The following is a 15,128-nucleotide window of genomic DNA, read 5'->3' as shown; positions in this document are numbered from 1 at the left end:
GGTTCGTTTTGCGCGGAAATAGTTCCAGCTTATCGTTTCAAAACATTCTTCCAATCTTGTTCCCATTGAGCCTGGCGGGACAACTCGACCGCCTTGGCGTAACGGTAAAACGTGACTTCAAAATACGACAGGGCAATCACCAAGCCCGGCCAGCCGTCTAGAAAACCCCGCTTGAATAGGTAATGCTTCCAGAAGGCCCAGATCGCATGCGTCAAAGCCTTGCCGTAGCTGGAGCCCGATTGGCGCCGCTTGGTGGCCCCCAGCGACGAGTAACGGTTCATCTTGGCGACCACTTCGGCCAGATCCTTGAACGGGTACTGCCAAATGGCGGCTTGCGCATACCCCACTTTGGCCCCCGGCGTAAGTTCAAAATTTTCATGCACCGGACTGGTGTCGTAGCCCATTTGTGACTTGCGAAACAGTTGGGGTTGGCGGTAGTTGGGATACCAGCCAGAGTGGCGGATTTCGCGACCCAGAAAGAAGTTGCGCCGCGGCACAAAGTACACACCGTGCTCTGCCTTGTCCACCAGTGCCCGAATTTCTGCCGCGGCTTCTGGGGTGCAACGCTCGTCAGAATCCAGGCTGAAAACCCACTCGTGCGTGCAGGCCGCCACCGCGTCGTTGCGCAACCGGCCAAAGCCCTGAAACGGAATCTGCACCACCCGCGCGCCCAGCGATTCTGCAATACGGACGGTGTCGTCGGTACTGTGCGAATCGGCCACCACGACCTCGTCGGCCCAAGCCACGCTGCGAATGGCATCGGCCACCTTCTCTGCCTCGTTGTAGGCAATGATGTACACGGAAATGGGACTCACTTGTGGCACGGCACTCTGACGGTTGGAATCCGATCAAGCATAGCAGACGGCCTACCGCGCCTGGTCGGCCACACCTACCCCCCACAACGGGCAGAAAGCCCTCCGAAAAGCGGGATAATTCCGCTGCGCCGACCTGGTACGCGGCGAGCTACTTTTTTTGTTACCGTATACCGCTGCCCCAATCCAAGCTGCCCTTCTTGTCACCTTCATTTGCCCAGGCAGTCACCCCATGAAAAATGAGCGATCCCCAGGTTTGTTCAACCTGTTGAGGCAAAGCATCCCCAGGTTATCGCCGTATTTTTTCAAAGGCCGCCGTTCGGCCTGGATGGTGGTGGTTATGGCTACCATCATTGGTGCCGCCACCGAGCCCCTGGTGCCCGCTATGTTGAAGCCTTTGCTCGACAACGGCTTCCAAAAAGGTGCATTGAATCCGTGGATGGTGCCGCTGGCATTGATAGCGGTGTTTGGTTTGCGCGGCCTGAGTAGTTTCCTGGGCGATGTCGCCATGGCCAAAATCACCCAAGACGGCCTCGACGCACTGCGCACATCCATGTTCAGCCGCTTGCTGGATGCCCAGAGTACGCTGTTCACCCAACGAACGGCTAGTTCGCTGTCCAACACCATCGTCTACGAAGTGCAAAACGGCGCGGTAATCCTGGTCACCTCGGTCATGGGCTTGGCTAAGGACAGCATGGTGCTGGTGGCTCTGGTGGCCTACCTGTTGTATTTAAACTGGGAACTAACGCTGATTCTGGTGGTGCTGTTTCCCGCCGTGGCCTTTGTCACCCGCACACTTTCGCGCAGGCTGTACCAGATTGCCAAAAGCAGCCAGGGCGCTACCGATGGCCTGGCCTACGTGGTGGAAGAAAACGTGCTGGCGCAGCGGGTGGTGCGCTTGCACGCCGCCCAGGGTGCACAAGGCAAACGCTTCCAGCTTCTGAGCGAAGGCTTGCGCCGCTTGAACATGAAATCGGCAACCGCGTCCGCTGCGGTCACCCCCATGACCCACATGATGTCGGCCATTGCGCTTTCGAGCGTCATCTGCGTGGCCTTGCTGCAAGGATCCAGCGAGGTCAGCGCGGGCGAATTTGCATCCTACATCACCGCCATGCTGATGCTGATTGCACCCGTCAAACGGCTGTCGGACGTGGCCAGCCCCGTGACCCGTGGGCTGGCTGCCATGGAGCGGGCACTGGACCTGATCGAGAAGACACCGGTAGAGCCCAGCGGCGATTTCGCGGTGGAGCGGGCACAAGGCCATATTGAATTTCAGTCGGTCACCGTGCGGTACCGCGACGACGAAACCCGGTCGGCCCTGAACCGGGTGTCGCTGACCGTGGTGCCCGGTGAAGTGGTGGCGCTGGTGGGGCCATCGGGCTCAGGAAAAACCTCGCTCGTCAACTTGCTGCCGCGGTTTGTCACTGCCAGCGCCGGACATGTTTTGCTGGACGGACATGACATTGCGGATTGGCAGCTTAAAGCCTTACGCGATCAGTTTGCCATCGTCAACCAGGACGTGATCATGTTCAACGACACCCTGGCCGCCAATGTGGCATTGGGTGAAACGCCCGACCGGGCACGGGTTGAGGCCTGCTTGCGGGCTGCAAACCTGGGCGGCTTCCTGGACGAGGCTCCGCAAGGCATTGACACCATGACGGGGCACAACGCCACGGAACTGTCGGGCGGCCAGCGGCAACGCCTGGCCATAGCCCGTGCGCTGTACAAGGATGCGCCGATTCTGATACTTGACGAGGCAACATCCGCATTGGATACCGAATCGGAACGCCTAGTACAAGAAGCCCTGCAACGCCTGATGACAGGGCGCACCACCCTGATCATTGCGCACCGCTTGTCTACCATCGAGCACGCGGACCGGGTCGCGGTGCTGGACCAGGGTGACATCATCGAGCTGGGTACCCATGCCCAACTCATCGCCCAGGCCGGGCTCTATGCCCGTTTGCACGCGTTGCAGTTCGGCACGCAGCCCGTCACGGCGTGAGACCCGCAGCGGATGGTCTGAAAATTTCCATGAAAAAGATACTGGTGGTTGCGACCCGGCAAATTGGCGATGTGCTGTTGACCACGCCCTTGATACACGCCGCCCGCCACCAATGGCCCAAGGCTGAAATCGACGTGATCGGTCTGGCGGGCACCCTGGGAATGCTGCAGGGTAACCCGGACATCCATGCGCTCATCGCTACCCAACCTTCCAAGGGCTGGCGCGATACCCTGGCCGTGCTGAAAACCATCTGGAAGCGCTACGATCTGGCCTTGGTAACCCAGCCCAGCGACCGCGCCCACCTGATCGGCTGGGCCGCCAGCCGCCAGCACCGCAGCGGCATCATTCCGGCCAAAAACTCCAGTAATTGGTGGAAAAAACGGATTTTGAGCCACGTGGTCGTCAGCGAAGGCGATGCCGGTACCGTCCATGTAGTAGTCGAAAAACTGGCCTTGCTAGCCCCCTGGTGCCAGCCCGATGTACAGGCGGCTCAGGTACTACCGCCACCCGCACAAGCGTTACCAGCCGCCCTGGATGCCTTGATTCGCCCTAGCGCCATCGTGGTACACGCGCCGTCAATGTGGCCGTACAAGCAATGGCCGGTCGCGAATTTTCGGGAGTTGCTGGTTCAATTGATCGCTGAAGGCCATCAAATTGTGCTCACAGGCAGCACCAGCCCATCAGACCAAGATTGCATTCAACTATTGCGTGGACTCGCAGCTTCACCCCAATTGATTGATACCAGCGGCCAGCTCAATTTCAACCAGTTGGTCAGCCTGTTTCAGCGCGCAAGCCTGTACATTGGCCCGGACACTTCGGTTACCCATTTGGCCGCCGCCTCGGGCATCCGCGTGCTGGCAATGTTTGGCCCCACTAACCCGGTACGCTGGGGGCCATGGCCTAGCACACCGCGCTTCACACAGGCATATGTGGGACGAGCAGAGAAGCAAACCGTGCACAGCATCACCTTGCTGCAAAGCACCCTGCCCTGCGTACCCTGCAGCAAAGCCGGATGTGAAGACCATAACCAAAGTCGCAGTGATTGTTTGCTGCGGATGTCTACAGACCGCGTCATCCAGACGGTCCAAACGCTAGTTTAAAAACGCTGCCGTAATTTGGGCATCGAAATGGGCCGGTTCGTTGGCAATTTTGAGGCGGTAAGCTGCCAGGCCGCTCTGGCATTCAGCCGTCGCCTGGAAGATATGCTGCACTTCGCGCTCAAATTCCGCCAGAAAATGGGGCGCACGCGGATCGAGTTTGTAACGGGGGTCGATTGGGACATCCACATCATTGGCAGTGGACCCATAGCGCCCTGTAATGACGCAGCAACCGTGCAATGCGGCCTCTCGTGGCAGGCGGTCTTTGCCGGGATGGTGGCCAAAATCCATGTACAGCTTGCCGCTCAAAAAGTGCTCGGCAAGTTGCTGGCGGTTGTAGCCCGACAAAGGCATGAAGTCCCAGGCAGGAAAAGCGGCCTTGAGTTGTGCAGTCACCGCTGCGCCCTTGTGCGGGTTGTAAAAAATCCGATTGCTGCGCTGGGCCTGGGCTAGGCGTTCGGGAAGCCCCTTTAAATACGAAGCTTCGGTATAGAAAGGGATGGGATCGGACAAGGACAAGGCATTAATACCATGGCTCTGTAAAAACAAGGTGGCGTAATGGCTCTGGGCAAAATGTCCAAGCTCCCGCAATGCATCGATGCCTCGCCAGGGAATGCGGCCTTTGATCTTGTTTTTCAAAAATCGCAATCTGTCCCGTAATGGATTTTGGTAGCGCACACCGGTGAAATTGTTAACCGACATCCACCAGATGGCGGCTTGCGCATGCTGGGTCTTTAACGCCAGTTGGGTAAAAATCTCCGGGAATAAAATCAAGCTTCCAGAACAGTCTTCGTACTTTTCTACAGGTACACGGTACTTTTGGTAAGCCTGCGGAGTAGCAAAGGGCTGGCTAAATGGGTGGTATACCATCGCAGCAAGTTGACCCAGCGCATTCATTCTCTGGACCAACTGGTGTAGCGCCTCTGGACCCGCGGTCATGGCATTGCCGGGACACGCGACAAGCACTTTCTGGTACCTACTTTTTTGCATATTTTTTTGTTTGTTCATGTCCACTTGCCCTTCTAGCGCCATTCGAATAGCCCACTTGTTTCGCATGCTGGCCCACAAGGGAATTTATTCATCGAACAGCAAAAACACCCAGGCAAGTATCCCCGATTTGTTGGCGGTGGCTTGTCTGGCTTTAGCTCCGCTGTGCTTTCTGAGTGTGCGCAGCTGGACGATTTTTTTCGTATTTTTTCTTATCGTTATTGCGGCATGGGAGCTCGCCCGTACAGACCGCAGCTTCGCAGTATTGCATGGGCAAAAGGCCGCGCTATGGACAGTAGCCGCATTGGTATCTTCTTTTCTAGCCGTACTTGTCGGTGAACTGCTGCGTGGGGATATGCGGGCAGGCTTGCTGGATGGGCCGAGTCGCCCCTTGCTGGCAGTGCTGCTTTTTGTGTACCTACTGCACAAGCCCATTGATTTTGTGCGCTTGCTGGAATGGTCCGCACCACTCTCTCTGACGATCCTGTGCGGCCTGCTGTGGGTACACCCTTACGACTTCGTGAATATTCCCAACGGACGCTTTGGCACCGTTGCGGTGGATCCTTTAACGCTGGGGCAATACGCCACGCTCCTGGGTTTCATCTGCTTGTTCACACTGAACCTGTATGGTCCCGACGGCTTCGTTCTCAAAGCCCTCAAAATCATGGGCATCCTGATGGCTCTCTGGGTCAGCGTGGGCACGGCATCGCGAAGTGGATGGGCTGCAGTTCCCGCCTTACTGGTTATTTGGGTTGTGTGCGTACAAAGAATCCGCAAGCCGCAAAGAATTTTTTGGGCACTTTTCGGCTTGGTTATGTTGGGCTTTGTCATATGCAAATTAATACCTACCGTGGGCGACCGTATTGCGTTAGTAGCTACAGAATATGCAGCGTATTTACATGGAGACGGCCACGATACCGCGACTGGGCTGAGGATCTCGTTACTACGGGCAGCGGGCTTGCTATTTCTGGAGCAACCTGTTGTCGGCTATGGCGACACAGCCTACCCAGCGCTCACCAGTATTCCGGCTATAGCGGCATTCAACACCGAAGCCTTGGAATTCGCCGTAGTCCACAACGGCGTGCACAATGAAATCATGCAGAGCGCACTGCGCTCCGGCATCTTTGGCTTGGTCTCCAGCATCTTGATGTTTGTAGTGCCTGCGGTGGTGTTTTACCGGGGCAGCACCTCCACAGTGCCCAGCGTTCGGGCAGCGGGGTTGGTAGGGCTTTGCTACATCATGGCAGTCTTTTGCTTTAGCTTGAGTACCGAAACTTTTAACCTGAAATACACCGTCTCGTTTTACGCACTGATGGTGTCCGCCCTCGCAGCCCAAGTGCTGCGTCCCCAACCGGCTTGATATGAATCCTGCACGCTACGCCCTCACCTTTGCCTGCTACAACCAGGTGGAATACACCCGCCAATGCATAGACAGCATGGTGCGCCACGGCATGGACTTGTCGCGGCTGATTGTGGTGGACAACGGCTCTAAAGATGCCACCCGCGAGTACTTGCTCACCGTGCCCGTGGGGGGGCGCATCTACAACGATGCCAATCTGGGCTGCGGTGTGGCCTGGAACCAGGGCGCTCTGGCCTTGCAGGCCGAGTGGACCATCGTGATGAACAACGATGTGCTGGTCAGCGCGCAGTGGATCGAGTCGTTAATCAGCGTGGCCGAACAGCGCGGTCTGAAGGTGATTTCACCAGCGCTGATCGAAGGCGCGCTGGACTACGACTTTGAAGACTTCAGCGCAATGGCTTCGCAAAAAATGGCGGGCACGGCGCGCATCGGTGGCCGCCACGCGGTGTGCCTGGCTGTACACAAATCGGTGTGGATGGACGTGGGCTACTTCCAGCCCGTGCCCAAGCTGCTGGGCTACGAAGACACGCTTTTCTTCCACGAACTGGAAAAAGCCAACATTCCGGTAGGCATTACCGGCGCTTCCTGGCTGCACCATTATGGTTCGGTGACCCAGACCGCCATGAAGCAAGAGCGCGGCTTGTCGGCCAATGACGGCCTAGGCTACCGCTACAACTACAAGCTGCTCAACCAAAGTTGGTTGGCCCGCAAACTGGCCAAATCGCAGCGGGTGGCCCAGCAAAAGCAATGGCGGCAAGAAGAGCTGGCAGCCCACGCCATGACCATCCATGGCCTGCGCGAAGGCAGCCAGTTCCGCTGGATTTAGCCTCCAGCTGCTGAAGACGAGACTGTCTTACGCCACAAACATTGTGGCACTGGCTTCGCCAGGCCGCTGGTGTTGCTTCCTGCAAGAAAGTTGGCTTTTACACGAAGTGAAAAGCCTGGGGGTGTTCACAACAGCACGATGTCGTACTGCTCCTGCCCCATGGCCCCTTCGCTCTGCAGCGAAATCGGCTTGCCGATGAAGTCACTCAGGCCCGCCAGATGCTGGCTCTCTTCGTCCAGAAACAGCTCAATCACTTTGGGCGAGGCGACGATGCGGAACTCGCGCGGATTGAACTGGCGGGCCTCGCGCAGGATCTCGCGCAGGATGTCGTAGGTCACGCTGCGGGCGGTTTTAACCGTGCCTTTGCCGCTACACACGGCACAGGGCTCGCACAGCATGTGCGCCAGGGACTCCCGGGTGCGCTTTCGGGTCATCTCCACCAACCCCAGCGCAGAAAAGCCGCCTGCGGTGGTTTTGACGCGATCGCGGGCCAGTTGCTTGCGGAACTCGGCCAGCACGGTGTCGCGGTGGTCTTCGCGCACCATGTCGATGAAGTCCACGATGACAATACCGCCCAGGTTGCGCAAACGCAGTTGCCGGGCAATGGCCTGGGTGGCTTCCAGGTTGGTTTTGAAAATGGTGTCGTCGAAATTGCGGGCACCGACGAATGCGCCGGTGTTCACGTCTACCGTAGTCAAGGCCTCGGTCTGGTCCACGATCAGGTAGCCGCCCGACTTCAGCTCCACCCGCCGCCCCAGGGCCTTGGCCACTTCTTCGTCGATAGAGAACAGGTCAAAAATCGGTCGCTCGCCCTTATAGTGCTGCAGCTTTTCTACCGCCGCGGGCATGAACTCCTTACCAAACGCCTGCAGCATGTCGAACTGCTCACGGGAATCAAGCCGAATGGTCTGGGTTTGTTCGCCCACCAGGTCGCGCAACACCCGCTGCAGCAGGTTCAGATCCTGGTGCAGCAAGGATGTAGCCGGCAGGCGCACCGAGGCGCTTTTGATGCGCGCCCAGGCTTTGCGCAAATAGGCAATGTCTTCGGCCAGTTCGGTATCGGTCGCGTCCTCGCCATTGGTGCGCAAAATAAAACCACCACCACCACCGGTAGCGGAGTCACCCACCAGGGTCTGCAAACGCTTGCGTAAATCTTCGCGCTGGGCCAGGGGAATTTTTTGCGACACGCCCACGTGGTCGTCCTGCGGCAAAAATACCAGTAAGCGCCCGGCAATGCTGATCTGGGCAGACAAGCGCGCGCCCTTGGTGCCAATCGGGTCCTTGATGACCTGCACCATCAAAGCCTGGCCCTCGAAAACCTGGCGTTCAATCGGCACCACAGGGACCACCTTGGCATCGGGCTCTGCCGCTTTATGGCCTACAAAGCCATTGACCAGATCAGCCACATGCAAAAACGCCGCCCGCTCCAGCCCGATGTCGATAAACGTGGACTGCATGCCTGGCAACACCCGTACCACCTTGCCCAGGTAGACGTTGCCCACCATGCCACGCTCCAGGGTGCGCTCGATGTGAAGCTCTTGTACCGAGCCGTGCTCTACCACCGCCACGCGGGTTTCTTGGGGCGACCAATTGATAAGGATGTCTTGCTGCATAGGGGGTGTTGTCAAAGCTTGTATCCCATTGCGTGCAGCAGTTGCGCCGTCTCGAACATGGGCAAGCCCATGATGCCCGAATAGCTGCCACGGATCTGCGAGATAAACCCTGCCGCCCTGCCCTGCACCGCATAGGCACCGGCTTTGCCCAGCGGCTCGCCCGATGCCACATAGGCTTTGATCTGCGCCGCCGTCAGTGGCGCAAATGTCACCTGTGAATCGCTCAGGGCTTCCAGCCGCTTGCGACCATGCTGCAACGCCACCGCCGTCAGCACCCGGTGCCGGGACCCGACAAGCTCTGTCAGCATGCGTACGGCATCTTTGGCGTTTTCGGGTTTGCCGTAAATCTGTCGACCCAGCGCCACCGTGGTGTCAGAGCACAAGATCGGCGCAACGGGCAGGCCGCGCTGCTGCATCCGCGCCAGCGCTGCATCTAGTTTTAGGCCTGTTACGCGCTTCACATATGCAGTGGGTGCTTCATTTTTAATAGCAACCTCCAAGCCCTCACTGTCCTCCTCCAGACCGGGTAAGAGCAGTTCATGGCGCACGCCTAATTGGTCCAGCAACTGGCTGCGGCGCGGGCTTTGGGAGGCAAGGTAGATAAAGTTAATCATGGCGGAATTATCGGGGCTGTCTAAAACGTGTTTACGCTAACGCCCCCAAAAAGAACAGCCCGCCCATCTCAACGATGGGCGGGCTGGCGAAGAAGCTACGCGCAGATTACTGCTTGACAGCCTCGACCTGAACGATCAGGTGCACAGCGTCGGGGAAGCCGTAGTTGGCGCCCCAGGTCATGCCCCATTGGCTGCGCTGGATGGTGGTGTCGAAGTCGCCGCCGCAGACTTCGCGCTTGAGCATGGGGCTCTGGTAGCAGTTGAAGTTGCTGGCCTTGAGGGTGACCGGGTTGGTCTTGCCCAGCAGGGTTAAAGTGCCGTTGATTTCCGAGACCTTGTCGCCGCTGAATACGAACTTGTCGGCGCTGAACTTGATGGTGGGGAACTGCTCGACGTTGAAAAAGTCTGCGCTCATCAGATGCTTGTTGAATGCCGCTGTACCCGTAGACAGCGAGGTCGCGTCAATGGTCAGGTCCACTTTGCCGGTTTTGGCGGCGATATCAAGCTGCGCGATGCCTTCTTTTTTGTCGAAACGGCCACGGTTGGTCGAGGTGCCCATGTGGCCGATTTCGAACGTCACAAAAGTGTGGGTAGGGTCGATAGCGTAGTTGGCGGTTTCGGCTTGGGCGGTGCCTACGGCCAAGGTGGCAATGGCGGCAAGGGCTAACAAGGTATGGCGCATGGTTTCTCTTTCAAAAGAAAAGTTAAGGGGAAAGGGTTAAAGAATCAGCAGGAATGAAGACTTACAGCTTGCCAACACCAGTCAAGCTGAACTTGAATTTGACCTGCACGTCGTCGGCCACCATCGAAGTGTCGGCCCACTCGCCTTCACCAATCTTGAAGGCCAAACGTTTGATCGGCAACACACCGCTGGCCACCGTAATGGGACCGGTTTGCACCATGGCTACTGGCACAACCACATCGCGAGCCTGGCCCTTGATGCTGAGCTTGCCCACCACGTCAAACTTGCCACCACCAAGCGCCTTGATGCTGGTGGAGGTAAACGTAGCCTGCGGGAACTTCACACTGCTGAACCAAATGGGTTTTGGCAGCTCGGCATCTGTCTCTGGCACACCCAAAGTGGCGCTGCCCATGTCCACTGTGAAGCTGACCTTGCTGGCATCCAGCTTGGCCGCATCAAAGCTGATCTGGGCATCAAATTTTTTGAAGTGCCCTTCGACCGGCACGCCCATTTGCTTGCTCACAAACACGATATCGCTCTGCGCAGGCACGATTTTTTGCTGCGCAAACCCCGCAACCGCTACACCAGAAAAAAGCAAGGCCACGGAGAATTTCAATAAGGAGGACATAAATGACTTTCGCAAAAAAATTAAGGCAACATGCGGCCAATCAGGCCATCGCGGTCAATGAACTGGTGCTTGAGGGCGGCGGCCACATGCAGCACCACCAGCGCACACAGGGCCCAAGCCGCCAGGCCATGCAAAGGCTTGATGGTTTCGGCCAGCTCCTTATTAGCAGACAGCAGATCGGGCAAAGGCAGCACGCCAAACACCACGATCTGGAAACCAGACGCAGAACTATAGGCCCAGCCTATCAACGGAACTATAAAAAACAGAGCATACATCGCATAGTGGGTAACCTCATGTGCCCAATGCTGCCACTTTGGCATGGTTCGGGCGGTAGTGACGGGCAAGGGCGGTGGGCGGTGGGTCAAGCGCCACAGCAAACGCAATGCGGACAGCGCCAAAATCGTGATGCCCGCCCATTTATGCCAGTTGTAGAGCTTCAGCCGCAAGGGGGAAAAAGGCAGATCGGCCATGTAAAGACCCACACCAAAAATGCCGACCAATGCCAGCGCCAACACCCAGTGCAAAATCTTGGCGACAGCGGTGTAACTTGTAGGTTTAGCAGAGGCAGAGGTGGACAGGGCCATAAAGAGTGCGGCGGGCGGTGAAACCCAGGGGTGAACTTATTGGCTAGTGTAGAAACTGTCCAAGGCAAAAAGTTCACTCAATTCGTCGGAATGGTTCGAATTTTTTGAACCACGGAGACCTACACCGTGGCGACGCCCGCGGGTTCGTCGTCTTCTTCACCCAAAAACCCGCCGCTCTGGTGCGCCCACAGCCGGGCGTACAGGCCACCCGAGGCCAGCAGGCTGCGGTGGTCACCCATCTCGACGATACGTCCCTTGTCCAGCACCACCAGCCGGTCCATAGCGGCAATGGTAGACAGACGGTGGGCAATGGCGACCACAGTTTTGCCCTCCATTAGCCGGTACAGGCTGGACTGGATGGCTGCTTCGACCTCGGAGTCCAAGGCGCTGGTGGCCTCGTCCAGCAGCAGGATGGGCGCGTCTTTCAGCATCACTCGGGCAATGGCGATGCGCTGGCGCTGGCCGCCCGACAGCTTCACGCCGCGTTCACCCACGTGGGCATCAAAACCGGTGCGTCCAGTGGGGTCGCCCAAGGTCTGGATGAAGTCAAACGCCTCGGCGCGGCGCGCTGCAGCCTCCATATGGGCATCGGTGGCATCTGGGCGGCCGTAGAGGATGTTGTCGCGCACCGAGCGGTGCAGCAGCGAGGTGTCTTGGGTCACCATGCCGATCTGCGCGCGCAGGCTCTCTTGGGTCACCTGTGCAATGTCTTGACCATCCACCAGGATGCGGCCCTGCTCCAGGTCATAAAACCGCAGCAGCAGGTTCACGATGGTGGACTTGCCCGCGCCAGAGCGGCCCACTAGGCCAATCTTTTCCCCAGCAAGGATGTGCAGCGACATCTGGTCAATCACCTTGCGGGCCCCGGGCCCCTTGGCTCCGTAAGCGAAGTCCACGTTCTCAAACCGCACCTCGCCTTTGGGTACTTGCAGCGGCTGGGCCTGGGGCACGTCTTGCACGGCTTGCGGGCGCGACAAAGTGTTCAGACCGTCCTGCACCGTGCCAACGTGCTCAAACAGCGAAGCCATTTCCCACATCACCCAGTGCGAAATGCCGTTCAGGCGCAGCGACATGGCAGTGGCCGCCGCCACCGCGCCCACGCCCACCTGGCCTTGCGTCCACAGCCACAGCGCCAGTCCGGCGGTGGACAGAATCAGCAGAATGCCCAGCACGTGGTTAACCACCTCGAAACCGCTGACCAGGCGCATCTGGCGCTGCACGGTCTTCAAAAAATCCTGCATCGCCGACCGGGCAAATCCGGCCTCGCGCCCGGCGTGCGAGAACAACTTCACGGTGGCGATATTGGTGTAGGCATCGGTGATGCGGCCGGTCATTAGCGAGCGGGCATCGGCCTGTTTTTTGGCCACACCCGACAGGCGCGGCACAAAGTAGCGGATGGCCAGGCCGTACAACACCACCCAGCCCAGAAAGGGCAGCAGCATCCAGGCATCAAAGCTGCCCACCACCGCTACCATGGTGACGAAGTAGATAGTCACAAACACCAGAATATCGCCCAAGATCATGCACACATCGCGCACTGCCAACGCGGTCTGCATCACCTTGGTGGCCACGCGCCCGGCAAACTCGTCCTGGTAAAAGCCCATGCTCTGGCCCAGCATCAGGCGGTGGAATTTCCAGCGCAGCATCATCGGAAAATTGGCCGCCAGGGTCTGGTGCTTGAACAGGGTTTGCAATGCAATTAATAGCGGACTTCCCAGCAGCAGCGCGCACAAAAGCAGTAAATTGTTCTTTTCTTGGGTCCACAGCAAAGCCGGTTGCACCTTGCCCAGCCAGTCCACTACACGGCCCATCATGGCGAACAGCAGCGCCTCGAACACGCCCACACTGGCCGTGAGCAAGGTCATGGCCAGGATGTATTTGCGCACGCCAACAGTGCAAGCCCACACAAAATGAAAAAAGCCGCGCGGTGGCGGCTGGGGGGTGTCGTCCGTATAAGGATGGACGAGGTTTTCAAACCAACTCAGCATAACAATGCCTCAATTTATTCGCAGTGACTATTCACGGTGATAGGGGTGGTTGGCGTTGACCGACCACGCCCGGTACAGCTGTTCAACCAGCAGCACACGGGCAAAGGCATGCGGCAGGGTCAGGTCCGACAGGCGGATACGCTCGTGGGCCGACTGGCGAAACGCCGGGTCCAGCCCGTCCGGGCCGCCAATCACCAGCGCCACGTCGTCGCTTTCCAACTGCCAGCCGTTGAGCTTAACCGCCAAGGCCTTGGTCGTCAGCGCCGTACCCCGTTCATCCAGGGCCACGATACGGGCATTGCGGCCAATACTGGACTGGATGGCGGCTTCTATGCGTTCCCGCTCGGCCGCATAAATCGTCTCCAAGGTTTTGGAGCCCCGAGGTTCGGTCTTAACGGCCTTGAGCTCGACCTTGAGCTCGGGCGGAAAGCGTTTAGCGTAGTCGTCGTAGGCAGTTTGCGCCCAATCGGGCATGCGCTGGCCTACGGCCACGATCACCAACTTCATTTACTTGCGGCCGGGGGCGCGCTTGGCAGGCGCTTTAGGGGTTTTGGGTGCGGCACGCTTGGCGGCAGCCGCCTTCTTCACGGTCTCGATCGGGGCCTTGATGACCACGGTCTTGGCCACGGTTTTGACAGCTGCCGTCTTGGCGGGCGCTTTAACGACCGTCTTGGCAGCGGTTTTTACCGCCGTTTTCACCGGACCACGGGTCGAAGTCGAGGTCTTGGACGGCACGGGTGTCGCCACAGCCGTCTTGCGGGCAGCACGCTTGGGCGCCACTTCCAGCACCGGACGCTCGGGGGCCAGCAGGCTTTCGGCGTATTCGCGGTCGGCAATCTTGGCGGCGCGTTTGGCGGCAGCGGGCGACAGCTTTTTGGCAGGCACCTTCTTCGCGGGCTTGGCAGGTTTGACTTCTTCGGCCTTGGGCAGCGGCTTGGCAGCACCCAGCTTGAGGCGGATGGGCTTTTCGCCCCACAGCTCTTCCAAGTGGTAGTACTGGCGAATGGCAGGTTGCATGATGTGCACCACGGCGCGGCCGCAATCCACAATGATCCATTCGCCGTTGGACTCACCTTCCATGCGGGGCTTGGCAAAACCGGCCTCGCGCACGGCATCGCGCACGCTGGCGGCCAGCGCCTTGGTTTGGCGGTTCGACGTGCCCGAGGCGATGATCACGCGCTCAAACAGGGCCGACAGGCCTTCGGTGTCAAACACCACGATGTCTACCGCTTTGACATCCTCCAAGCCATCGACGATGGCGCGCTGGAGTTTTTGGGTGTCTTTTTTGGCAACGGTTTCGTTTTGGGCAAAAGTGGTCATCGGTCGGTTTGGTAAAGAAGATGGTGGTCAATATAGCGCGCTACGCCCTCGGGAACCAGATGGGCTATCCCTTGCGAGGTGGCGGCGCGGTGGCGGATGTCGGTGGCGCTAAGTTCCATGGGAGAAGCCTTCAACGCCTGGAATGACCCCGCGGGTAGAAATTCAGGTACAAATTCAGAGCCAAACTGGCCGTTGGCGCTGGTTGAATCTGCACGAGAAGCTACACAAATTATAGCTGCCCGCACGATCTCCTCCCAACCATGCCAAGTCGGCAGTCGTGTCGCCTGGTCTTCGCCCATCACCAGATAGAGCTGCGCCTGGGGTTCTTCGGTCTGCAGTTCGTGCAAAGTGTCGATGGTGTAGGTGGGGCCGCTACGCTCAATTTCGCGCGGGTCCACCACCACGCCGGGGATGCCACCAAAGGCCAACTGGGCCATGGCCAGCCGGTCGGCCGCCGGGCTGAGCGTGCGGCTTTTGTGCCATGCGTGGCCTGTGGGGAACACATACAGCGCGTCCAGCTGCAACTGCGCCAAAGCCGTCCGCACCAGCGCCACATGCATGAGATGCGGTGGGTCAAACGCACCTCCGAACACGCCGATCCGACGCATAGTCAGG

15 protein-coding genes are annotated in these 15,128 nt (G+C 58.6%); 4 read left to right on the top strand and 11 right to left on the bottom strand.

Going from position 1 to position 15,128, the window contains the following annotated elements; all coding sequences use genetic code 11:
* Positions 1-29 precede the first annotated feature (29 nt).
* Positions 30-800, bottom strand: a complete 771-nt coding sequence (locus AC097L_RS01995) for a glycosyltransferase family 2 protein (protein ID WP_479584431.1) — start codon at positions 798-800, stop codon at positions 30-32.
* A gap of 244 nt (positions 801-1,044) precedes the next feature.
* Between AC097L_RS01995 and msbA the strand changes: the two genes are divergently transcribed.
* Positions 1,045-2,814 (top strand): lipid A export permease/ATP-binding protein MsbA, encoded by a 1,770-nt coding sequence (gene msbA, locus AC097L_RS01990; protein ID WP_479584430.1) that lies wholly within the window; start codon positions 1,045-1,047, stop codon positions 2,812-2,814.
* Between the two features lie 29 nt (positions 2,815-2,843).
* On the top strand, positions 2,844-3,914 hold the full coding sequence (locus AC097L_RS01985; RefSeq protein WP_479584429.1) for a glycosyltransferase family 9 protein: 1,071 nt from the start codon (positions 2,844-2,846) through the stop codon (positions 3,912-3,914).
* On the opposite strand, the gene AC097L_RS01980 is transcribed toward AC097L_RS01985, so the two are convergent.
* Complete coding sequence (locus tag AC097L_RS01980) at positions 3,906-4,919, bottom strand: hypothetical protein (protein WP_479584428.1); 1,014 nt, start codon at positions 4,917-4,919, stop codon at positions 3,906-3,908. The two genes, AC097L_RS01985 and AC097L_RS01980, sit on opposite strands and share 9 nt — an antisense overlap.
* Before the next feature lie 46 nt (positions 4,920-4,965).
* On the opposite strand from AC097L_RS01980, the gene AC097L_RS01975 reads away from it, so the two are divergent.
* Together AC097L_RS01975 and AC097L_RS01970 are read left to right on the top strand one after the other, a co-directional pair.
* Complete coding sequence (locus AC097L_RS01975) at positions 4,966-6,258, top strand: O-antigen ligase family protein (protein ID WP_479584427.1); 1,293 nt, start codon at positions 4,966-4,968, stop codon at positions 6,256-6,258.
* A 1-nt stretch (position 6,259) separates the two neighbouring features.
* Positions 6,260-7,084 carry a glycosyltransferase family 2 protein gene (locus AC097L_RS01970; RefSeq protein ID WP_479584426.1) on the top strand — a complete coding sequence of 275 codons (825 nt, stop codon included), beginning with the start codon at positions 6,260-6,262 and terminating at the stop codon, positions 7,082-7,084.
* A 125-nt stretch (positions 7,085-7,209) separates the two neighbouring features.
* On the opposite strand, the gene rng is transcribed toward AC097L_RS01970, so the two are convergent.
* The 9 genes from rng to nadD form a co-directional block, all read right to left on the bottom strand.
* Positions 7,210-8,697 (bottom strand): ribonuclease G, encoded by a 1,488-nt coding sequence (gene rng, locus AC097L_RS01965; RefSeq protein ID WP_479584425.1) that lies wholly within the window; start codon positions 8,695-8,697, stop codon positions 7,210-7,212.
* An 11-nt stretch (positions 8,698-8,708) separates the two neighbouring features.
* Complete coding sequence (locus AC097L_RS01960) at positions 8,709-9,311, bottom strand: Maf family protein (protein ID WP_479584424.1); 603 nt, start codon at positions 9,309-9,311, stop codon at positions 8,709-8,711.
* A 106-nt stretch (positions 9,312-9,417) separates the two neighbouring features.
* Positions 9,418-9,993, bottom strand: a complete 576-nt coding sequence (locus AC097L_RS01955; protein ID WP_479584423.1) for a YceI family protein — start codon at positions 9,991-9,993, stop codon at positions 9,418-9,420.
* 61 nt (positions 9,994-10,054) lie between these two features.
* Positions 10,055-10,621: a YceI family protein gene (locus AC097L_RS01950; RefSeq protein ID WP_479584422.1), complete on the bottom strand. Its 567-nt coding sequence runs from the start codon at positions 10,619-10,621 to the stop codon at positions 10,055-10,057.
* A gap of 20 nt (positions 10,622-10,641) precedes the next feature.
* On the bottom strand, positions 10,642-11,205 hold the full coding sequence (locus tag AC097L_RS01945) for a cytochrome b (RefSeq protein ID WP_479584421.1): 564 nt from the start codon (positions 11,203-11,205) through the stop codon (positions 10,642-10,644).
* Positions 11,206-11,324: 119 nt separating this feature from the next.
* Entirely contained in the window at positions 11,325-13,193 is a 1,869-nt protein-coding gene (locus tag AC097L_RS01940; protein WP_479584420.1) for an ABC transporter ATP-binding protein, read from the bottom strand.
* Positions 13,194-13,220: 27 nt separating this feature from the next.
* Positions 13,221-13,700 (bottom strand): 23S rRNA (pseudouridine(1915)-N(3))-methyltransferase RlmH, encoded by a 480-nt coding sequence (rlmH, locus tag AC097L_RS01935; protein ID WP_479584419.1) that lies wholly within the window; start codon positions 13,698-13,700, stop codon positions 13,221-13,223.
* Positions 13,701-14,513, bottom strand: coding sequence for a ribosome silencing factor (rsfS, locus tag AC097L_RS01930; RefSeq protein WP_479584418.1), 813 nt, complete (start codon positions 14,511-14,513; stop codon positions 13,701-13,703). It lies immediately after the preceding gene.
* Complete coding sequence (gene nadD / locus AC097L_RS01925) at positions 14,510-15,121, bottom strand: nicotinate (nicotinamide) nucleotide adenylyltransferase (protein ID WP_479584417.1); 612 nt, start codon at positions 15,119-15,121, stop codon at positions 14,510-14,512. The genes rsfS and nadD overlap by 4 nt, the downstream gene beginning before the upstream one ends.
* Between the last annotated feature and the right edge of the window lie 7 nt (positions 15,122-15,128).

The sequence above is a fragment of the Rhodoferax sp. RT5P35 genome (assembly GCF_056521385.1).
Note: the sequence above shows the minus strand (reverse complement) of the source record. Positions and strands in the feature narration are given on the sequence as shown.